A 21,555-nucleotide genomic window follows, 5' to 3' on the forward strand; every position below is an offset into this window, starting at 1 on the left:
GCCGATATGCCGCGAACGCTAATAAGAAAAAACCCCAGTAACTTCAAAACCTTACCGCTGTTCGTCGAAGCCACTCCCGAAAGCCTGAGTTATCAGAGCGTCGGGATGCCGCTCAATTTCTCCCAGACCCTGCAACGTCGTCGCAAGATCGAGGTAGAGGACAGCGAGCGATTTTCCACCGAACTGGCCAATCTCGGTGTGTCGGTGCGACTGACCCTGAACTGGCAGAATCGTGATTATTGGGTGCTGGTGCGCCAGCGTCGTCAGGACCGTGGCGATGTGGTGTTGAAACTGATTTCCGGCTACGTCCCGGCCCATGAGCTGAATCTGCCGCTGCACACGGCGATCCAGGAAGTGGCCGAGGAATGCCTGATCGAAACCCCACAAGGCTGGCTCGGCGGACGCTTCAACGACACCTGGCTACCCGCGCCTTACGCCGCCGCCCTGCACTATCGTGAGGCTATGCCCTTTCGCCTGAGTCCGTTGTCCGGCGCGGCGCGGCCGGTGCGTTGCGGCAGCATGACGCTGATCGAGCGCCCCCGCGCGTACGTTCATCTGCCCACCGCTTCATTGCAGTTGATTTACGACATGCGTCTGGAGGTGCCGAAAGAGGCGCGCCCGCTGAGTCTGTTTCACGTCGATGAAGTCCTGGAGAACGATCAACTCGTCGCTAGGCTCAACCGCAGCAAACCTGATTTGTACCTGATGCCGCTGGAAAACGGCTCGCCATTGCCGGAGCTGTACACCCTCAAGAACGACAAGCTGACACCGGCTGGCACGCGCGGCTTGTATCTAGCGGAAAGCTTCGCCGCTCAGGAGGGCTGGGTGGTACGAGAGGAGAGGATTCGCTGGAAGGACTGGCTGTTGCAGCAAGGGATGACGCCGAAGAAAAAGCCGAAAACCGGGTTGACCAAGCTGAGAATAAAGGCCCGCCGGCTAGTTCGCATGGTGCGTGGCGGGCTTCACAAATAAGAAGCCCCGTCTTCACCCTTCCGATCTGTCGGCCAAACGCCTGTCGAACCAGGTGCGAAGACGCGCGAACAAGTGGAAATAGCGGTTCTCGCGCTTGCCCATTCCGCGCTTTGGTGAGAACGACTCCTCAGCGAACGCGCCGTTGATTCGAACGCGCGAGGCAGTGGTGTCCAGGGTGCACACCCTGGCACCGGCCTTGAGCAGCACGTACTTGAGCAGACGCTCGGAGTGCAGCTTTCGGCCGGTCGCTTCGCAAAATTCGAAAATATGCTCGATCCGCTTGCCGTACACCCGCCAAGTATCACGCCCACACACGGAAAACCGGTCATTCAACCCGCCCCACCACTGCCAGTCCGGAATATAGACATTCTGCCGCCGCGCCTGCGGGCGCTTGAAAACATAGCGTGGCAGCGGCGTGTGGTAGAAGTTGTCCGGCCGCACGAATACAACGAAATCGGGGTCGAAGTCCTCCATCATGTTGCTCACGGTGTACAGCGAATTGAGCTGATAGATCAGATTGCGCAACGAAACATGCTCATCGCCCCAAGTATCGCCAACGGCTTTCACACGCTCGAAATCCCAGCGTTCGAGCACGCCGTCGGTTGAGTCGAGCACACCGGTCATCGGTTCGAAGACGTGATAGTTGTCGGCCTTCAACTGGCCTTGTTCGCCCGAGCGCTGGTTTTGTACTTCGTCGATCCGGTACAGGTGATAGAAACACCTGACGTTGCAGTTTTCGGGGAGCTGACCAAGGACGTTTTGTTCGATGGACGGGAAACAGATTTCGGAGTTTCTCGGAATCCCGAAAAACGCGACCGCGACGTTCAGCACTGACAGTCCTCCAGGCCTGAGAAATGGGCAATCAATAAGGGGAAAATTCGAGGTTCTTCATCGCTGGTGGAACAGTTTGCGCCACCAGCTTCGGGGCTTCAGCGGGACAGACTCGACATCGGCAGCGAGCAGCCAGCGGCGCTCATACTCCCAGGCATGTCCACCCCACAATTTGCCGGATTCGTTGGAAAACCCGAGCGTCAGCAGGCGGTAACCGTACCCGGCATGCCCTCGCAACCCGTCCAGCAACACCAATACATTGAAGCCCGTCGAAGGACCGACGTAGCGCTTGCCGCCCGCTCGATCCACCGGGTAATGCCACAAGGCAGGCAGCGGAATTCTGTCCCAATACGCAGCCACGCCTGGCATTGGGCATAACGGCAACGCGCAGCCCACGAGCACGGTGAAACACCGCGCCTGCGGATCGGTGAATAGCTGCTGAACGTCGTATTTATAGGGGAGACCGAAGAAGTAGCAATCCGGCGCGTTGAAGCCGTGAACGAATACGTTGACGCTTTCGCGGTGAAGCAGACCGGAGTGGATGCATAGATTGAAGCTTACAACCACATCGTTAGGGCCAATGTTCAGCGCCTGAACGTCTTCTTGCGTGATTGCCGGATTATTCGCCAGCAGAATCACCCGCTCCGCCTGCTCAAGACAGCACTTCAGGTCAGAGGGCAGATTATTGAAAACATCCTGATCACCGCCTGGCAGCGCATCTCGTTCAATGTCGGCGGCGCCCCCTGGCGCTTGCTGCTCGTTCATTCAGCCACGCACCTGCATGCCGTAACGTGCCTTGACCCATAAGCGAGTCAACGTCGACGGCGGCTCCCAAGGACGCATTTCGCGCTGAATTTCGGCGGCCAGATCTCGTCCGACACGATCGAACGAATAACGGCTTTCGGCGAATGCCTGCCCCTCTCTGGCAATCCGGGCGGCAAGTGCCGCATCCTGTTGCAACAGGCGGATTTTCTCGATGGCCTCATCTTCACTGCGATACAGCACGACGTTGTGCATGTCACGGAAGCCGAGCAGCTCATCCTCTTCGCCCTGACTCCAGGCCAGAAGAACACAGCCACAGGCCATGGCTTCGAAGTTCTTGATCATGAATTCGCCCATGCCGATGTCGGCGCTGACGAAAATCCTGATGCGATTGAGAGTTTCCAGGTATTCGTTGCCCGATTCCGTACGCGTCACCAGCATCCCTGTACGCTGGGCCAGTGACTCGAGAATAGCTTTGCGATCGGCGTACTCTCGACTTTTAAGGCTGCCAAGAAAGCCAAGTGTGATGTCTCTGGGACGACCGAGGTTGCTCAACATCGTCTCGTCGTAGCCCTTGGAGACGAACACTGCATCGATGTTTTCATTGCGCATCCGACGCGCAACTACCGCGCCCGACACCAAGACCCGACACCAAGGCAATCGGTGGTACAGGCGAGAATATACGTCCCGGTATTTACTGCCAGGCATGTAGTTCTGGTACGCATCGTGCTCAAGAAATACCAGCCCGGGAATGCATTTCAAGACAGCCAGTTGCCGAACCAGGCGTTTGACCCGAGAGAAAATCACCACGCGGTCGAATGCCTGGTAATCGACCGAGGCCAGAAACGGACCGAGATTCATCTGTTGCTGTTTGCTCAGACGAAAAATCACGCACTCGTCGCAACTCCGCTGCACGGTTTCATACAGCCGGTCAAGGATGACGCGTTGTTCGTCCATGACCAGTAACATGACTTTCATACGCCAGCTTACCGGATCACGAAAACGATAATTGCGGGCCTGGGTGTGGAGCAACTCATCTGAAGTTTCCTTACATCAGTCACTGCTGCGGATTTTTTCCACGATGGCTGTCGTCGAACTGTTTTCGACCAGCCCCAGGACTTTCACGGTTCCGCCGTACTTGGTGACGATGTCTGCACCGACGACCTTATCGACGGAATAATCGCCACCTTTGACCAGGACATCCGGACGGACATGGCTGAGCAGCATTTCGGGTGTGTTCTCGGAAAAGCTGATGACCCAGTCAACCGCTCCCAGGCCGGCCAGTACGGCCATGCGACGGTCGACGCTGTTGATCGGGCGTCCAGGGCCTTTCAGACGGCTGACGGAAGCGTCGTCATTGACCGCGACAATCAAGCGATCGCCCTGGGCACGAGCCTGTTCCAGGTAGGTGACGTGACCGGCGTGCAGGATATCGAAGCAACCGTTGGTAAAGACGATGTTTTCGTTGTGCGCCCGCGCGTCGTCGATAGCCAGTAACAGCTGGTCGAGTGTCAACACGCCACGCTCGGAACCTTCGGCGCGCTGAATGGCGCGGCGCAGTTCTGGCGCGCTGATCGCTGCGGTGCCGAGTTTGCCTACCACGATACCCGCGGCCAGGTTGGCGAGCGCGACAGCGTGGGGTAGCTCTTCACCGGCAGCGATGGCGGCTGCCAGTGTCGAGATCACGGTATCGCCGGCACCCGTGACGTCGAAAACCTCCCGAGCGCGAGCCGGAAGATGCAATGCCGGCTGCTCCGGGCGCAACAGGGTCATGCCATGCTCGCCACGAGTAACCAGCAACGCGCCCAGATCCAGATCGCTCATCAACGAAGCGCCTTTGGCGACGAGTTCCGCTTCATCGAAACAATGGCCAACGATGGCCTCGAATTCGCTCAGGTTCGGGGTAATGAGACTGGCGCCGCGATAGATGCTGAAGTCCTTGCCCTTGGGATCGGCCAGCACTGGCACCCCCCGTTGGCGAGCGGCGTTGATCAGCATTTGGTGGTTTTTCAGCGCGCCTTTGCCATAGTCCGACAGCACCAGCACCTTGATGCCATCGAGCAAGGTATCAACCTCGCGGCTCAATGCCTCGGCGTCGGTGGCAAAGGGTTCTTCGAAATCAATGCGCAGCAATTGCTGGTGACGACTCATTACCCGTAGTTTGACAATGGTAGGCTGATGGGCGATGCGCTGAAATGAAGCGTTGACGCCTGCGGCCTTGAGGCTGTTCGTGAGGCTGTCCGCGGCTTCGTCGGCGCCGGTAACACCCACGAGCGAAGCCGAAGCGCCCAGTGCAGCGATGTTCAATGCCACGTTGGCTGCACCGCCGGGACGATCTTCGATCTGATCGACCTTGACCACGGGGACCGGGGCCTCCGGGGATATACGGGAAGTACCGCCATGCCAGTAGCGGTCGAGCATGACATCGCCGACTACCAACACTGTTGCATGATCAAACTGCGGCATGGACAACTTCATCGAACAACCCGTAACTAATAATGAACAAGGGCGGAATCTTAGCACAGGGTGAAATGCAGATTACCGGCTTGGAAACGAAACGCCTTTCAGCGGGGCTTATCCGTAAACTGGCGCACCCAGAACACTTCATGGCGCCGCACCGCCTTTCGAAAAAACTCGTCTTCCCCGGTCAGCGGCCACTCCCGGCCTGCCAGCACACGCTGAATCCCTCGGCGCATTCGACGCTTGAACGGCAACGGACCTTGTAAATCGTGCTGCATGCCCAATGCCATGGCTTTGTCCAGTTGTTCGCCCGCCGTAAGGCAGGGGCTCCAGATCTGATCGCAAGACGGGGCCTCCACGAACGGCGGCAGAGCGACGCCCTTGCCTGCGAGTCCCATCGGCCAACGATCGTTGTCATGCAAATGATTGGCGTAAAACAGGGCAACGTCGGGTTTCCAACTGCTTTTCCCGACCGCTTCATAAAGCGCACGCGTCGTGGCCACATGGTCGACATGAGGGTCGAGTTCGGGGTGCGGCATCACGATGACTTGCGGCTCAAAAGCTTCAAGCAGTGCCGCCAGGTCAGCGACGAGATTCTGCCAGGTTGGCGTCCCGTCTGCGTCGCCTGGCAAGGTCATCGCATTGTACCGGCGTGCGCTACGGGTGTCGGACTGTCCTGATTCCCGCGATCCGAAAGGCCGCTCCGGAGCCTGCTCCATGGCGGGCAGTTGCAGACAGTAATAACCCAGTTGCACGCAATCGCGCTGCGGCACGCCGCCCCACAACGGAACGGCCATGCTGTCCCAACTGCGCAGCCGGCCTTTCAGTTCAGCGGCCTGTGCCCGATCAAGCCCAAGTTGCTGGTAGGTTTCGGCTTCGATTTCACCCTGGGTGATGGTTACGATAGAACGCTCCGTGCCACGACTGTAAAGGCCAAATGCAGCCAGCTCGGCGTCATCGGCATGGGGCGCCAGGATCATCAGTCGCTGTCTGGAGTAATCGGGGTTGTCTAGGACATATAGCCGCGCAGTCGCCGGCAGGCGGCAGAAAACGCCACGCATATGCAGGACGCCATCAGCAAGCGTGTCTTTCTGCCCGGACAGGTTGACGTAGCGCAGCCCCGCGAAACCGCGTTCGAAGTCCTGCCGGTCGTCCCCTGCAAGGACATACGGATCGAGCCAGCGACCTAGCCAGGTGCTGCGCATCCGCAGTTCGAGTAGAAGCGTCTGCCCTTCGCCCAACGGCTCGCTCAGTTGCAGCTTGCCATTCGATAACGTAACCGGCTGGTCTTGCGCCCCCTCCGGAAACACATATCGATAGTCGCTCTTGGGCGAGTAGAACAGGTGGTCGGAAAACCAGGCTTCGTGGGCAAGCCAGCCGATAACGATGAACAACGGCACCCACCACCACGCCACGAGCACGCCGACCGCGATCAATGCCACCAAAGCGATGATCAACGCCGCGCGCTTGTTGCGCCGATGTTTTTTGAGTAACTGCTGTTTGCGCCCTGTCATGTCATCAGACCTTGTACACCGGCACCGTCTGGCACCAGCGGTCCTTGTATTCGCGGTCAGAACGGCCAAACGAATAGCGCAACGGCTTGTTGATTGCCCTGGCGGCCGCCCACGCATCCTGTGTGTTGACGAAGCTGAGCACGCTGCCGGCGCTCAACGCCTGATGTTGGGGGTCGACGCCGCCGTTGATGTATTCAATCGACACCCATTTGGGGGACTCCACCCGGTAAAGCACCTGAATCGCGATCGCCTGTCCTGCCAGCATCACCACCGAGCCGGTCATGAATTCGCGCATCAGCTCGAAAACCTGCGCCAGATGCGCCGTGCCTGGGACATCGAAGCCCCACCTGGCCCGAAACAGCGTGGCGTACATGGATGCCTGCTCGGCGGGAGCAAAGTCGAGCATGGGACGGATCACCGCGCCAGCCTCTTCCAACAGACGCTGCTCGCGACGCTGGTTGTAACGAAACTTTTTGGAGTAGTCTTCCGGCGCCCTGGCAATTGCCAGACTCTCGGCCTGTGGCTTGAGGGTTTCGATCTGCCGGGCGTTCAGCTCGGACACATAGCTCATGCGTTGACGCACCGGAACCTGAACGCCTTCTGCGACAGGCAGAATGATTTCGGCATTGCCCAGATCGAAGATCCGCCTGTTGCGGTCTTTGAGGACCTTCTTGGACAAGGCCAGATCGCGCCCCCAGCAGGGAACGGCAGCAACCACATCCCCGCCGCTTAACCAGCCCAGATACCTGACCGGGATCTGCGCCAGTCCCGCCAAGCGCTCAACCACCAGCGGATGCGTCACGACACTGCCGCCGAACCGGTCCCACGCCTGCGTATAGGTCGGTGCGTCAATGACCGTCCAGCCTCGCTCACGCCATACGCGCAAGTGGTTCAGCATGCATCGATCGCCTTGTCAGCCTCGGCCGGTTCCATTTCCTCGAACTGTTTGGCATGAAGACGCGTGTAATAGCCATTTTGGGCCAGCAGCGTGCTATGCGTGCCGCGCTCGACGATACGGCCATCATCCATGACCAAAATCAGGTCGGCCTTCTCAATCGTGGTCAATCGGTGAGCGATGACCAGCGTCGTGCGGCCTTCCATGACTTTTTCCAGCGCTTTCTGGATGTGACGCTCAGATTCGGTGTCGAGCGCGGAGGTCGCTTCGTCGAGTATCAGCACTGGCGAATTCTTCAACAACGCTCGTGCAATCGCCAGCCGCTGGCGTTGACCGCCGGACAACAACACGCCGTTTTCGCCCACCAGCGTCTGATATTGCTGCGGCAGCTTGTCGATGAATTCGTCCGAAAATGCATCGGCGGACGCTTTTTTGATTTCTTCAAGCGGAACGCCAGCCAGATCGCCGTAGGCAATATTATTGGCGATGGTGTCATTGAACAGCGTGACGTTCTGGTTGACCAGGGCGATCTGGCGACGCAGGTTGCGCAGCGTATAGTCCTGCACATCGAGGTCATCCAGCAGAATCTGGCCGTGGACGTGGTCATAGAAGCGTGGAATCAGGCTAGCCAATGTTGACTTGCCACTGCCGGAACGACCCACCAGCGCTACCATCTGACCTGCTTCGACGGTAAAGCTGACGTTGTCGAGCACCTGTTTCTCGGTGCCAGGGTAGGTAAACGTGAGGTTCCTGACTTCCAGGCGGCCGCTGACCTTTTCGCGCTCGACGGTTCCGGTGTCCTGCTCGGGCGCTTCGTCCAGTTGCTCGAAGATGCTTTCGGCACCGGCGACACCTTTCTGGATCGTCGAACTGACTTCCGACAGCTGACGAATAGGTTTGGGCAGCAGGCCGGCCATAGTGATGTAGGCCACCAGATCACCGGCGGAGGAATCGCCACGCAGATACAGCACCAGAAACATGACGATCGCCATGCCGCTGTAGGTCACCAATTGCAACATCGGTGTGTAGACCGCTCCCGTCTTGGTCATCGCCAGCTGCTTCTTGGTGTTGCTGAGGCTGGCTTTCTCGAAGCGTTTGCGCTCGTACTCTTCACCACCGAAGCTGCGGACCACGCGATAACCGTGGATGGTCTCGGAGGCCACGTGCGTCACATCGCCCATTGCCACCTGAATCTTCTTGCTCTGCTTGCGAAACTTCCGACTGGTGCTGCTTACCATCACCGCGATCAACGGCAGGATCGCCAACATCACAAGGGTCAGCTTCCAGTTCATCCACAGCAACGCGCCGAACAGGAAAATCACCGTCATGCCTTCACGAATCACCACTTTGATGGCGTCTGTCGCAGCGCCGGTGACCATCGTGACGTTGAAGGTGATCCTGGAAATCAGATGACCGGAATTATGGTTATCGAAGTAGCGGTTGGGCAGAGTCACCAGCTTGTCGAACAACACCTTGCGCAAGTCGTGCACCAGCCCCAGCGAAACGCGGGCCAGAAAAAAGTTGCCCAGATAAGAGCCCGCGCCCTGCCAGGCCGCGATGATGACGATCATCAATGGCACGGCCTGAAGCAGCTGAAGGTGCCCCAGATACGGGTTACCGGGGAACAGGCTGGCCTCCGGATTGGCCAGACCATCCACGAAGTATTTGAGGATGTAGGCAAGCATCGGCTGAGTGGATGCGAAGATCAAAAAACCGACAATGCTCAAGCTGAACAGGCCTATGTATGGCCGCACATAGGTCAAGAGACGAAAGTAGATCGCCAGGGTTGATTTCGCTTGAGGATCAGGACTGCTCATGGGAATCCGCACAGAAAAATTAGGCGGCTATGTTAACACACACCTTCGGCTAAGCCGCCGCTGACCCAAGCTGCCCGATTCGGGTAACATGCTGCATTTTTCAGGTAAGTACGCCGATGCATCCTATGGACCACAGCGCCTATCTGGCCGTGAGAGAAAACGCGACAGTACTTGAAGCGGACGGCTCGGGAGACAAGGTGCTGCTCCTTGAAGACGGGACCATTCTCAAGCTGTTTCGCCGCAAACGGCTGATCAGTTCGGCGTTGGTGTTTCCGTACGCCCGCCGCTTCGCAGACAACATCCAGGCTCTCAAGCAGCGCGACATCCCCTGCCCGGACGTCATTGCGACCTATCGCATCGCCAGCATCAGCCGCGACGCCGTGCGCTATACCCCGCTGCCAGGGCTGACATTACGCCAGGTGCTCAGTCAGGACGGCGATCATGAGCAGCTTCGTGTTGAGCTTGGAGCTTTCATTGCTCGACTACACGATCAGGGCGTCTATTTTCGCTCGCTGCACCTGGGCAACGTGATCCTGACCCCGGATGCCAAACTGGGGCTGATCGACATCTCCGACATGAAATGCCAGAGGCGCGCGTTGAGCCAACGCAAGCGCCTGCGCAATTTCCAGCATCTGCTGCGCTACAAGAACGATCGCGCCTGGCTGGTCGATGGCGATGCCGGCTCGGCATTCGTGGCAGCTTATGCGCAGGGCCGGACTTCGCGATTCATTGCCCAGCTGAAGAGCTTGCTGGCTTGACGTCCGCCAGATAAGCGCGAACCAGTTCATCCAGTGTGTCGACGTCGATCTTCGGCACTACGCTTGCCGGCAACCGGCTTTCGGACGAAAGATTGAACACCTGCAAGCCGGTTTTCGGCGCTATCTTTTTAGCCATCAACTGGAAGCTGGGCAGGATGTATTGCTCAAAGTCCTCGTCCAGACTGCTCGGCAACGCAGCCGCGCCCTTTTCATAGAAGCGCCCACCGTTCTGGCGCAGGTCCATGCCCACCACGAATACCTGGCGAAAGCCAAGATGACACACCAGTTGCAAGGCGCCGAAAGGGATCGTTCGACTGCCAAAATAGCCCCGTTTGAGATTCAGGCTAAAGCCAATGCGGTTGGGCTTGCGACGCAACAACGAGAAGTTGGAAATCAAATCGGCGTCATTGCGAATGGACCAGGCATAGGCGCGATCGGAAAGCACCGCCTTGCCCTGCGCGCGATTGACCCGTTCCAGCAGATAAATACTCTTCCCGGTTAAGGCGGTGGCGTCCAGCGAGTGGATAGCCTGCAAGACGTCCAGGCTCATCGCCAAGTGCTTGCTATGACCCACCCCTAACAGCGCCAGCTGTGGCCGGCCGACTACGAAATTTGGGTCGTCGCACAGGTAGTACAACGGCGCCAGGCCTTCCTCCACGCAGCGTACGATCGAGCCATTCATCGCCACGACCGGCAAACGGCTGTATCGGCTCAGCGGAAAATTATTGGCCGATGGGCCCGAGGCCAAGAGAAGGACAGGACCGTTCATGCTGCCCTGCGATTCGGCGAAGTCTTGCAACCTGACCTCGAAACCGGTCGCTACCAGCCAACGGTCACCACCTCGCGCTTCAAGCTGCAGCACGCTTGGCCTCCCGCGAAATACTCAAGGCGCCTGCGATCGGAAGCCATAGCCATTCCCACACCAGGCTGGGCGAACCGACGAAGGTATGCAGCTCGACCATCATGACAACCGCGATTGAACAGAGCAGCGCCAGCCACAGACGGGAAATTTCGCAGGTCATGCGGGCGCGCAACAGACAGAAAGCGCTGTGCGCCATGGTTGCCAACAGCAGCGCGACGCCCACGATGCCGAACTGATAGAGCACCTCGAAGTAAAGGCCATGGGTGTTGCGCACGACTTGCCCGCTTCTGAGCACCACTTCGCCCAACGCCCCGCCCGCCCCTACACCAAACCACCACTGCCCGGACAACCTCTCGAACACCGTGTGCCAGACCTCGTCGCGATTGGTGATACCCCGCACTTGCACTTCATAAAGCAATTCACGAAAGCCAAGGAGCAGAATAATGATCGCGATAGCGGCCGAGGCGAGCAGGATGTTTCGCCGCACCTTGCCGGTAGTCATCAGGCACATCAGTACGAAGCCGCCTACGATCGTAGCGACCCAGGCCGTACGGGCAAAAGTGAAAAAGATATAGAGCGCGATGAGCCCGCAACATACGAACCAGATGGCGAATTCGCTGCGCTGTCGGGAACGGAGCATCAGCCATAGGCCGGCCAGCAGGAACAGCCCATAGTGCATACCTGCGACGATGGTATTGCCGAAATCCGCGACGTCGGTGACGCCGGAACCGGACAACGACATCTGCCTGTATCCAAGCAAAAAGGTCCCGCGCGCTGCGAGATTGAGCATGGAAAACGCAGCAAATCCGGCAACGATAACGACCGACAACTGCAGAATCTTTTTCCAGTCGAAAGGCCCGTCTGACTTGATCAGACCAACCCCAAGGATGAATACGATAATGAGCAACAACCGCCTGAAAGAGCGCAGCGAATCATCGGCAAACAGGCTATTGAGTATCAAATAGCCGATGAGCACCAATACCGTGCCCGCCAGCGGCGTGAACCGGAACGACTGCTTGCGTGCGCCAGGCACGGCGCACAGCAGCGCCAATACCAATGTGGCTCGAATGAACGCGGCCCAGGAACTGGATTCACCGGGCCACCAGAAGGGGCCGACAAACAGGGCAATCATCGCAACCGCGAGTAACAGACCGGCGAAATAACCCAAACGCAACGACAAACTTTTAACGACCATCACCATCCGTACCTTCAGGGTTTGCCTATGCGCTGGCCATCATGCAATTTGTAAATACCGCGCCGCCACCGACAGAACACTTTCATCGGAGGCCTCGTACGTCATAACCGTTCGGTAATCCCGACAACCTGAGGCAGTTGCCAGAATACGCTTCTGCCGGCTTCATCGCAGAACCGCTCGCGTAGCCGTTGCAGCATCAGCTCGGCGCACGCGTCTCGTTGTCCGGCGTCAAGCCGGGACAGATGCTCAAGACCCTGCGCCAAGCGTTCGGCATCACTGAATGGAAACAGTATCCCCACACCGTCGACCACTTCACGAGCGCCACCGCCTGCAGTTGCCAGCAGAGGTACACCCGCCGCCATGGCTTCGAGCAAGACCATGCCGAACGGTTCGTGGTCGGAGCTGAGCACGAACACATCGAACGCCTTGAAGTACCGACTGGCTTGCTCTACCTCACCCGGCAACAGAACACGCGAGCCGATACCCAGCTCCATCGCCAGTTCCTTGAGGTCCTGCTCAAGGCGCCCCTTGCCCAGAATCAGCAGCTGACTGTTCGCTGGCAATCCGGGCAGCGCCTGGGCGAAGCCGCGCAGCAGCGTGGCCTGGTCCTTGTCCGGGTGCAGGCGACCGACGTTGCCGACGATCCAGGCGTCCTGCGGAAGACCCAGCGCTTCGCGAGCCTCTTCGCGGGATACCTGAGCGGCCGCGAGTTGATCGATGTCGATCCGGTTGTAAAGCGTCTGGATACGTCCGGTCGGCCATTTGGGCAGGCATTTGCGGATGTCGTCGCGCACTGCGTCGGATACCCCCAGCAGGCTCAGGCGCATGCGGAACAGGTGCGCCAACAGCTTGCGGCTGCGGCGCTCATAGTCGCCAAAGGCGTGATGCACACCGATGACCGGCAAACTGGTTGCCAACAGCGCGACATAGGTCGGCTTGAAACGGTGAGCAATGCAGAACGCGAAATCCCGGGATGCGGCGATCTTGCGCAGATCACGAATAGCACCCAGCTTCAGGCCGCGAATGGCCTTGGAGCTGTACTCCATGAACAGCACATCATCGGAGGCGCAGGCCGCAGCCACTTCAGGGTCTGCGGCACCGGTCAGGAATACCGTGGTGACCCGATATCCCTTGCCCACGAACAGGCTGGCGTATTGACGGGCGCAGTCAAGAAACGGCCTGTCATAGCCGTGGCAAAACTGCAGCACATGGCGCTCAGCCGAGCGTGTCATAGGTATCCGCGCCCTCTTTGACCACCAGGATGTCTTCCATGATCAGGTACTGCAGGTCCGAGCCGAAGAACATGTTCAGGGCGTCGGTCGGTGAGCAGATCATCGGTTCGCCGCGACGGTTCAGCGAGGTGTTCAGCGACACGCCGTTACCGGTCAGGGTTTCCAGCGCCTTCATCATGTCGTAGTAACGCGGGTTGTATTCGCGCTTGAGTACCTGGGCACGGGACGTACCGTCTTCGTGGACGACTTCCGGCACGCGGGTTTTCCACTCTTCGGCGACTTCGAAGGTGAAGGTCATGAACGGTGCGGGGTGATCGATCTTGATCATCTGCGGCGCAACGGTGTCGAGCATCGACGGGCAGAAAGGCCTCCAGCGCTCGCGGAACTTGATCTGGTGGTTGATGCGGTCGGCAACGCCCGCAACGCTCGGGCAGCCGATGATCGAACGGCCGCCCAGTGCGCGCGGGCCGAACTCCATTCGCCCCTGGAACCAGGCCACTGGATTGCCGTCGACCATGATCCGGGCGATCTGCTCCGGCATGTTTTCAAGCTTGCGCCATGCAGGCGTGCTCGGATGACGGGCACAAGCCGCGATCACGTCTTCGTTGCTGTACGACGGGCCAAGGTAGACATGCTCCATTTTCTCCACCGGCACACCGCGCGCGTGGGAAACGTAAGCCGCGGCACCGACCGCAGTACCGGCGTCCCCGGAGGCAGGCTGCACGAACAGCTCCTTGACCTCTGGGCGGGCGATGATCTTCTGGTTCAGTTTGACGTTAAGCGCGCAGCCACCGGCGAAAGCGATCTTGCCGGTTTCCTTGAGGATGTCGCCCAGATAGTGATCCATCATTTGCAGCGCCAGCTTTTCGAACAGCGCCTGCATGCTGGCCGCGTAGTGGATGTACGGCTCGTCGGCGATGTCGCCTTCGCGCTTCGGACCCAGCCACTCGATCAGTTTCGGCGAGAAGTAGAAGCCCTTGCCCTTCTCTTTATAACGACGCAGACCGATGACGTTGGCGTATTCGGTGTTGATCACCAGTTCGCCGTTTTCAAAGCTGGCCAGACGCGAGAAGTCGTATTTGCTGGCGTCGCCGTACGGCGCCATGCCCATGACCTTGAATTCGCCATCGAGCATTTCGAAACCGAGAAACTCGGTGATCGCTCCGTACAGGCCGCCCAAGGAATCCGGATCGTAGAATTCCTTGATCTTGTGGATCTTGCCGTTTTCGCCATAGCCGAAGAACGTGGTGGCGTACTCACCCTTGCCGTCGATCCCCAGGATCGCGGTTTTCTCCTGGAAACCGGAGCAGTGGTAGGCGCTGGAAGCGTGGGCCAGGTGGTGCTCGACCGGCTCGATCTTGATCTTCTTCGGATCGAAGCCCAGTTGTTCGAGGCACCAGACAATCTTGTTGCGATAGCGTTTGTAGCGACGGTTGCCCATCAGGATGGCGTCGAGCGCGCGGTCCGGGGCGTACCAGTAACGCTTGGCGTAGTGCCAGCGTGCTTCGCCGAACAGGCTGATCGGGGCAAATGGAATAGCCACCACATCGACATCGGACGGTTTGATGCCAGCTTGTTCGAGGCAGAACTTCGCAGATTCGTAAGGCATGCGGTTCTTTGCGTGCTTGTCGCGAACGAAGCGCTCTTCTTCGGCGGCTGCAATCAGCTTGCCGTCGATGTACAGGGCTGCGGAAGGATCATGGCTAAGGGCGCCGGACAGGCCAAGGATCGTCAATGCCACTAGGGTCTAGCCTCTTAAAGTCTGCAGACAGGCGTCGCGCCTGACAAATAAGGTGCGCCTGGCGCAAGTGCGGCGGGCAGCTAAAGGGCGGGATTATAGCGTAATGAACCAGGATATGGCGCGGCCGAAAAAAACCGCCCAGACCGATATTCGAACCGTACAGGACCCGGCATCGGTTCAGCGGCCTACGCTGAAAATATTCTCTCCCTTTGCATCCCCCGCCCTGTCATACATATCTACCGCCTTGCCCCGCCTGAGCTCTGATTGATTGAAACCCTCGAAGCACGCGGATCCACCCGTGCCACAGGTGCCCTTGCTGAAAAGGGCCAATCAGGAACCACATTCAATGCAGACATTCAGCCCCGTTCCCGCAAAACCCACAGTCACGCAGCATGACGCCAGCGCAGCCTTGAAACGTCTTATCGATTCAAGCTCAACCTTGTCCACTGAGCTGTCGCAACTTCCACAACCCCACCAGGCACTGCTCGAAGGTTTGAAGACCGAGAGCAAGGAGCATCTGGACCAGGAAATCTCCAGTCTGCTGCAACAGATCGATGCCTATTGGCGTGCGCCTGGGGCCTCGAAGCAAAGCCGACGCACGCTGTTCGCAACCAGCCTGGAAAAGACGCTTCATGATGAAGCATTGCTCAAATCCCATGAGAACGACCTCGGACCGAACGCGGCGGCGTGCCTCCCGGTCTCCGCGACCGCCGAAGGTGAAAACTCGCTGGCGCCGATCAGCGTCCATTCACTGCACGTGAAGCTAAACGAACAGACGTGGGTGGAAATCAAGGGGGCGCTCGTTATGACCCTCTCCGCGCAGCGCACGTTACTGGCGTTACCCGGCAGTGGCCTGACGGAGTTTGCGACCCAAAACGCCCTGTTAGAAAAAGTCGCGCAATGGCTCAATGACGACGAGCTGCGATGGGCGCTGCTTATCAATGCCGATCAGCGACATCAGGATGCAGCCTTCGGCATCGCTGAAGATCCAGACCTGTTCATAGAGGCATTCGATATAACCGATGTGCAGCTTCAGGCAATCACCGATGATCCCTATCGGCACGCGTTAAAACGACAGCTCGATAAACAGCGCGAGGATCTGCGCTACGTCTGTGGCCTGGGATTGAACCCCGATCCGAAACTCCATGCAGGGCAAATCGAGAGCGCAATACGCATGCCCGGGCTGTTCGGCCCGTCAGCCATGTTAGAGCGACGCGAGCAAGCCCTGGCCGAACGAAAACTGCGTTCAGCGCTGCCGGACTGGATAAAAATCGCGACACCTGCAGACCTCGAAGCTTACACGGGGCACATCAAACGCTATGACCAGGCGCGTGAAGCGCTTTCCAGCGCGCTCAATGGGGCCGCTTTTGCCGAGCAATATGCAGACGTGAATCTGCGCGTACGGCTGGCCAATGATTTGGGTTACGACATTGCGCCCGACAAGGTCACCGTCAGTACGCAGCGCACCCTGCCTGTTACCGGCGAAAGCTACACCGTCACTCGCTCACTGCCGCAGTTGGCGCTTTACGGCATGCACCCGGACGACCAGCGCGACGGTTCGGAATTTCTGACCCAAACCACGATCAGCGTCGACGGTGCGCCTGCCGAGGACACATACGTCTCGCTCACTCCGGCCTATCTGGCCGGGATGATCGACGAGCTGAAACTGCGCATCAGTTTCGGCGGCTACCAGCGCACCACGTATGCAAAAGAAGACAATCAGAAATTGATGCGTGAGCTGCTTCACATCCAGATCGCGGAATCGGCGCACGCTGCAAAGATGCAGGGGCATATTTCGCTCGAAGACTTGAGCATCATTGAGAGCCTTACCAAGGTTTCGGCCGCTGGAAACGCAAGTGCGTTGCGCGTCCAGCATATTCGCATCAACGACAGCGACACTCTTGCGCGCGTACTGGTCTTCAGAAAGGAGAACGCTCAGGGCGGACTCGAACGGCTGATCATGTTCTCGTCGGATGCACCACGCGACCGACTTTTCCAGAGTTTCCACAACGAAACCCAGCTGTGTCACGAACTGGTGGGATGGGCCGCGATGCCCGAGATGCACGATTACCTGCTTCAACAACTGCAAGCCCCCAACCGAGCAGCACTCAATGAAACGCTGGAAAGGCTGAGGGACAAACCGCATCCCGAATCCGACTTCATTCAACTGGTATCACTCGACAGCTACGACGCAGGCGTGCAGGGCCTGGTCAGTGAGCTTGTTCGCGTATCGCTCTCCGAGCACGAAACCCACACCCCCAACTGGTATCTGGAAGCCAGCCCGTCGAATCGCCAGAAGCTGGTGGCTCTGGAAGACGCCGCAGTTGCAGCCGCTCGCAACTATGAAGCCCAGGCGCACACCAAGGTCCAGGATTTCGAAGACTACGTACACCAGCGCGCCAGCGAAAAAATCTGTCAGTTGTTGAAGGTCCCGGCGGGCACGGTGGACCCGGATCAAATCGTCATAACATCCGAACGCGAAACGATCACCTACACCAGGATGATTCGCAACGGATATGACGACAGCATCGGGTTTCTCAATCCGGCCGCCGACACCATGGCGACCTTCAGCGGTCCGGAAGGCGTCGACCTGAGCGTGCTCACGCCGGCATCGGTAGCGCGCTCGGTACACGGCAAATGGCTCGCCGACGACTATGCCGCCTTGATCAGGCGCACCCTGCTCAACCCGCAATCCACCGGTTATGAATACCGACGCCAGACCAGCACCGCGATAACCGTTCTGCAAATGCAGGCGGCGGCACTGCGCAGTTTCCTCAAAGGCCATATCGACGCCGCTCAGTATCGCTCGCTTGAGGGGGTATTGAGCAACGCACACCTGAGCGATCCCGCTACCCGCGCACGCTATCCGATCTATCCACTGCAAATTCACGTCGACAAGCCTTTTATTGCCTCAGGTCTGCGCGCAGTGGACCAGTTGGTCATGCCCGACACGAATCTGACTCATGTGGAAACCGTCCAGGGTTGCTTCGCCTTGCTGTCGGCCGACAACAGGCTGGCGGCGCTGCTGTATACCCCCGAGGCACCCGACGGGGTTGAGTTCCGCGTTTTCAGCTCGTTCGTCGAATCGCTGAGCCAGCCAGGCATGATCGACTACTACAAGGATCGCTGCCGAATCAAGGCGCGCAGGGTCTTGTCCTTCTTTCTGAACGATATGAAGCGGGGTAATGCCAACAAGCCTCCGGTCATCCCACGGGAGTCGATTTCGGACCTCGCGCAAATCTGCTTCAACCGGCCAATCGAGCGCAAATTGCGTGACGTGGAGGAAACCACGACCGGTCGCCATGACATGCTGAGCAACTTGATTTGGACCAGTGTCGACATCATCGCCACGGTGCTCACGCTGCCCTTCCCGCCAGCAAGCTTCGCTGTCGGGGTCGCGCTGTCATTACGCGACAGTTTCAGGGCGTTTCAGGCGCTGACGGGGGAGTCTGCGGATGACGCCAGCGCGCTGATTCTCGCTTCGGTGTTGAACGCCGCCGGCGCAGCAGGCGACCTCAGTCAAGGCTTGAAGGGTTTTGGTGGCATGGCTCGCAAGCTTGCCAGCAAGTCGCAGAAAGGTGCCCGACCGGCTGCGCTGAAAAAACTTTCGAAACCGGCACGCCAGCAAGGGCTGTACCCGGTCGAGGTGCAGAACGAGTCTTTCCTCATCAGTAAACCCAACGCCAGCGGCCAGGCACCGGTTTATCGAAGTCTGGGTTTCGACACTGACGAGTTGCACGCCACCAGACACTATGCCGTCATGGATGATAACGGCAGTTGGCAACCGTTGGGGCAGCCTTCCACCCCGCCCTCAGCGTCTGCGCCGAATGGGGTCGGCGCCGATCGCATCGTCAATATTTCCCTGGACGACCTGCCCAAGGTCAACGATGGACACGCCAAGGGCGTCGCCTTGGGCAACGGCAAACATTACATCGAGATGAACGGTCTGGCGTATCAGGTGCACTACGACGCGAGCGTCCGCTGCTGGCACATCGTCGACCCGAAAAATCCGTTCGCCTTTTTCGGCCGTCAGCCTGTCAGGCTGAACGAGCAGGGGCAATGGAAGGTGGTAGAGCGTTCACGCCTACGCGGCGGTGGCAAGGACGACCCAACAGGCTTCACCCCCTTGCCCCAGGAAGCCACATCGAGCAGCGCTGCGGCATCAAGCCTGAGTGATTATGAACTGCCGCAACACCTGCAACCTCACATGGAGGGCATCCTGGGCCTACGTCGGCTGGATGACCTGGGCGCGGGCATAGACGAATACTTCGAAACCTATTACGCCCAGATGCGCCCGGCCTTCTTGGAACTCAGGGAAAATCTGTATCGCGATGCACAGGCCTTTTTTTCACGCGCTGTGGAACTGCCGCCACGCCCCTCCCTTCCTGACATCGACGCATCCACGACTGTCTCCGGCTTTCTGGAAAACGTATTCAATAAAAGCAACGGGCTGGTTTTGAGTGAGGCTCCCAAATCCATTGCCAGCAAACGCCTGCTCATGACTCACATGCAGACCCTCGCTGAGCAGCGTGTCGAGGTGCTTTACATCCCGCATCTGTTTACGGACAAGCACGTGCGCAAATTGGCCAAATATTATGCCCAAGGGCGAAGCATTCGTTCCGGCTCACATGAAATCAAGTATCACCTCAAGTCCATCAACAACAAATCGGTGGATAATCTGAGCCAGGAATACGACTACTACCACCTCATCAAAGAAGCGCATCGGCACAATATTGAGGTCCGTCCGTTGAGTTCGTCGGTCAGTTATCCGCTGGATGATTTCCTCGTTGCAACACCTGCGACTGACAGCACAGCCGTCCAAAAAATGAGCAAGTTTTTCAGCCACAAGGTGATACGCCGTGACGTTGCGGCGGCCCCCTCGAAGCGCTGGATCGCCCTGCTGGACGAAAAGCTGGCAACTACTTACGAACAGATTCCCGGAATTGCCGATCTGGAGGGGGCTATCAGTGTCCACATACAGGACGTACCTGCTGGCCGACCAACACTGATCAGCCGAGACGCCGGCCTTGTGCAACTGGATGCCCAGCCCGTCGGGTGCGACTTCAAAATAGAGTTCGCCGACCGGAACACGGTCGGACCTGCGGCTTCTCCTGCGATCGTCGGCAGGCTGGACAACCCCCCATCAAGCGGCGCAGGCGCGGCGGCTGCCAAAACTGATACGAGGGATACAGGTTTTCGCTGGGAAGAAGGGGCAGGATGGCAACGCGTTGCCGCTGAAAACCGGCTTGCCGAAAATCCGCTGACCGCACTGCAGCAATCGCTCACAGATGCCACCTACGAAATCCCGACAGAATCGGCAGACACACTCCACCACTTGGCCTATGACCAACCAAGGGGCCTGGACGGCGACTACTTTACGGTCGAGCCCAAGTCGATACCGGTGCAGACGCGATTCTTCGAATTGCGCGCGAAACTGCGAAACGATGCCAACCAGATTCTTTCCGTCGATCTTCCTCCACGGCCAACAATGCCCGTCATTGAGCCGCAAACCAGCCCTGCACAATTCATCCAGAGTTTGTATCAACAAACCGACGGGATGGTGATTGGCGAGTTTCATTCTTCGGTCGCCAGCAAGAAGTTCATCATCGACAACATGCCGCTGCTCGCGCAGCAGAATGTGAAAACGCTGTACATGGAGCATCTGCTGACGGATTTGCATCAGGTAGACCTGGACCGTTTTTTCGACACCGGACTTATGAGCGACAAACTTCTGAAGGACCTCAGAACGCTCGATACTGGACATATGACAGATCCGCAGAAGGTCTATAACTTCGAAAACCTGGTGCTCAAGGCGCAGCAACATGGCATTGAAATTCGCGCCATCGATTGCGCCGCCAGTTATCACCTTAAGGGCTTGCGCCTGCCGACCCCGACGACTCGCCAGCAAATGATGAATTACTTCGCCTCACGCACGATCCGCCGACACCAGGCGATCATGGGTAAACACAAGTGGATCGCCTTGGTGGGAAACAGTCACTGCAATATTTACAGAACGGTGCCTGGTCTGGCTGAGCTGGAAGGCGCCATCGGTATTCGCGTCGCTGAAGTACCCGCCGGGGTACCCACGGGCATTGCCCAAGACTCAGGCGAAATTGCACGACTTTCGATCAAGAAGGAAGAAGGTTTCGTCAAAGGCGACTTCAAGCTCGACATGCATGTTCCGGGGACCGCGCTGGACGTTACACCTCCTCAAGCGTTGTCGCTGCAAGATCGTCTGGCAAAACCCGGCGAGTTCGTGATTGAGGAGCAGGCCGATCATTCGCGGGTCATCGTCCACCGGTCTCGGGACAATGAGATTTACCGCACGCCCATTCGGCTGGATGCCGAAGGCAAGCCATTTGTGAATCGTCCGAACTGGGCCGCTATCCACCTGCAGTCCTATGAGAACCTGGATGCATTGGTGCTGGCGATGGCCAGGCACGGGCTGAGCCGAGTTGGCTAGGCCCGCAAGCCAAGAAGCGGCGGTCCTCAGGGGCCGCCCTTTTTGAGTTCTGG

Annotated in this window: 14 protein-coding genes; 3 read left to right on the plus strand and 11 right to left on the minus strand. The window is 58.4% G+C overall.

The features are described 5' to 3' along the window. The first annotated feature begins 6 nt into the window (after window positions 1-6). Window positions 7-972, plus strand: a complete 966-nt coding sequence (locus tag ACRER8_RS25420; RefSeq protein WP_431748921.1) for a metal ABC transporter ATPase — start codon at window positions 7-9, stop codon at window positions 970-972. 12 nt (window positions 973-984) lie between these two features. Here ACRER8_RS25420 and ACRER8_RS25425 read toward each other — a convergent pair whose 3' ends face one another. The 7 genes from ACRER8_RS25425 to msbA form a co-directional block, all read right to left on the minus strand. After that, complete coding sequence (locus ACRER8_RS25425; protein WP_431748922.1) at window positions 985-1,803, minus strand: hypothetical protein; 819 nt, start codon at window positions 1,801-1,803, stop codon at window positions 985-987. Window positions 1,804-1,860: 57 nt separating this feature from the next. Then, window positions 1,861-2,568 carry a hypothetical protein gene (locus ACRER8_RS25430; RefSeq protein WP_431748923.1) on the minus strand — a complete coding sequence of 236 codons (708 nt, stop codon included), beginning with the start codon at window positions 2,566-2,568 and terminating at the stop codon, window positions 1,861-1,863. Further along, window positions 2,569-3,543, minus strand: a complete 975-nt coding sequence (locus tag ACRER8_RS25435) for a glycosyltransferase family protein (RefSeq protein ID WP_431748924.1) — start codon at window positions 3,541-3,543, stop codon at window positions 2,569-2,571. Between the two features lie 75 nt (window positions 3,544-3,618). Then, window positions 3,619-5,043 (minus strand): bifunctional D-glycero-beta-D-manno-heptose-7-phosphate kinase/D-glycero-beta-D-manno-heptose 1-phosphate adenylyltransferase HldE, encoded by a 1,425-nt coding sequence (gene hldE / locus ACRER8_RS25440; protein WP_431748925.1) that lies wholly within the window; start codon window positions 5,041-5,043, stop codon window positions 3,619-3,621. Between the two features lie 86 nt (window positions 5,044-5,129). Next, window positions 5,130-6,539, minus strand: a complete 1,410-nt coding sequence (locus tag ACRER8_RS25445) for a PIG-L deacetylase family protein (RefSeq protein ID WP_431748926.1) — start codon at window positions 6,537-6,539, stop codon at window positions 5,130-5,132. Window positions 6,540-6,543: 4 nt separating this feature from the next. Next, window positions 6,544-7,437 carry a GNAT family N-acetyltransferase gene (locus ACRER8_RS25450; RefSeq protein ID WP_431748927.1) on the minus strand — a complete coding sequence of 298 codons (894 nt, stop codon included), beginning with the start codon at window positions 7,435-7,437 and terminating at the stop codon, window positions 6,544-6,546. Next, window positions 7,431-9,251, minus strand: a complete 1,821-nt coding sequence (gene msbA / locus ACRER8_RS25455; protein WP_431748928.1) for a lipid A export permease/ATP-binding protein MsbA — start codon at window positions 9,249-9,251, stop codon at window positions 7,431-7,433. Before msbA ends, ACRER8_RS25450 begins: the two co-directional genes overlap by 7 nt. Window positions 9,252-9,367: 116 nt before the next feature. Here msbA and ACRER8_RS25460 point away from each other — a divergent pair, with 116 nt between their 5' ends. After that, window positions 9,368-10,009: a lipopolysaccharide kinase InaA family protein gene (locus tag ACRER8_RS25460; RefSeq protein ID WP_431748929.1), complete on the plus strand. Its 642-nt coding sequence runs from the start codon at window positions 9,368-9,370 to the stop codon at window positions 10,007-10,009. Here ACRER8_RS25460 and ACRER8_RS25465 read toward each other — a convergent pair. From ACRER8_RS25465 to ACRER8_RS25480, 4 genes are all read right to left on the minus strand, one after another. Continuing rightward, window positions 9,978-10,871 carry a lipopolysaccharide core biosynthesis protein gene (locus ACRER8_RS25465; RefSeq protein WP_431748930.1) on the minus strand — a complete coding sequence of 298 codons (894 nt, stop codon included), beginning with the start codon at window positions 10,869-10,871 and terminating at the stop codon, window positions 9,978-9,980. The two genes, ACRER8_RS25460 and ACRER8_RS25465, sit on opposite strands and share 32 nt — an antisense overlap. Continuing rightward, window positions 10,858-12,066 carry an O-antigen ligase family protein gene (locus ACRER8_RS25470; RefSeq protein WP_431748931.1) on the minus strand — a complete coding sequence of 403 codons (1,209 nt, stop codon included), beginning with the start codon at window positions 12,064-12,066 and terminating at the stop codon, window positions 10,858-10,860. The genes ACRER8_RS25465 and ACRER8_RS25470 overlap by 14 nt, the downstream gene beginning before the upstream one ends. A 101-nt stretch (window positions 12,067-12,167) precedes the next feature. Next, window positions 12,168-13,298: a glycosyltransferase gene (locus tag ACRER8_RS25475; protein WP_431748932.1), complete on the minus strand. Its 1,131-nt coding sequence runs from the start codon at window positions 13,296-13,298 to the stop codon at window positions 12,168-12,170. Then, entirely contained in the window at window positions 13,282-15,039 is a 1,758-nt protein-coding gene (locus ACRER8_RS25480; RefSeq protein WP_431748933.1) for a carbamoyltransferase family protein, read from the minus strand. Before ACRER8_RS25480 ends, ACRER8_RS25475 begins: the two co-directional genes overlap by 17 nt. Window positions 15,040-15,385: 346 nt before the next feature. Here ACRER8_RS25480 and ACRER8_RS25485 point away from each other — a divergent pair, with 346 nt between their 5' ends. Continuing rightward, the gene (locus ACRER8_RS25485; RefSeq protein WP_431748934.1) at window positions 15,386-21,502 is read left to right on the plus strand and encodes a membrane-targeted effector domain-containing toxin; all 6,117 of its coding nucleotides are present in this window, start codon (window positions 15,386-15,388) and stop codon (window positions 21,500-21,502) included. The last annotated feature ends 53 nt before the right edge of the window (window positions 21,503-21,555 follow it).

The sequence above is a fragment of the Pseudomonas sp. genome, assembly GCF_050739935.1.
Classification (GTDB): Bacteria; Pseudomonadota; Gammaproteobacteria; order Pseudomonadales; family Pseudomonadaceae; genus Aquipseudomonas.

Bases quoted from the DNA above. Each gene is read 5' to 3' on its own strand.
- ACRER8_RS25475 (WP_431748932.1), bottom strand. From the start codon at position 13,298: ATGACACGCTCGGCTGAGCGCCATGTGCTGCAGTTTTGCCACGGCTAT.
- hldE (WP_431748925.1), bottom strand. From the start codon at position 5,043: ATGAAGTTGTCCATGCCGCAGTTTGATCATGCAACAGTGTTGGTAGTC.
- ACRER8_RS25445 (WP_431748926.1), bottom strand. From the start codon at position 6,539: ATGACAGGGCGCAAACAGCAGTTACTCAAAAAACATCGGCGCAACAAG.
- ACRER8_RS25485 (WP_431748934.1), top strand. From the start codon at position 15,386: ATGCAGACATTCAGCCCCGTTCCCGCAAAACCCACAGTCACGCAGCAT.
- msbA (WP_431748928.1), bottom strand. From the start codon at position 9,251: ATGAGCAGTCCTGATCCTCAAGCGAAATCAACCCTGGCGATCTACTTT.
- ACRER8_RS25470 (WP_431748931.1), bottom strand. From the start codon at position 12,066: ATGGTCGTTAAAAGTTTGTCGTTGCGTTTGGGTTATTTCGCCGGTCTG.
- ACRER8_RS25450 (WP_431748927.1), bottom strand. From the start codon at position 7,437: ATGCTGAACCACTTGCGCGTATGGCGTGAGCGAGGCTGGACGGTCATT.
- ACRER8_RS25460 (WP_431748929.1), top strand. From the start codon at position 9,368: ATGCATCCTATGGACCACAGCGCCTATCTGGCCGTGAGAGAAAACGCG.
- ACRER8_RS25430 (WP_431748923.1), bottom strand. From the start codon at position 2,568: ATGAACGAGCAGCAAGCGCCAGGGGGCGCCGCCGACATTGAACGAGAT.
- ACRER8_RS25435 (WP_431748924.1), bottom strand. From the start codon at position 3,543: ATGAAAGTCATGTTACTGGTCATGGACGAACAACGCGTCATCCTTGAC.
- ACRER8_RS25420 (WP_431748921.1), top strand. From the start codon at position 7: ATGCCGCGAACGCTAATAAGAAAAAACCCCAGTAACTTCAAAACCTTA.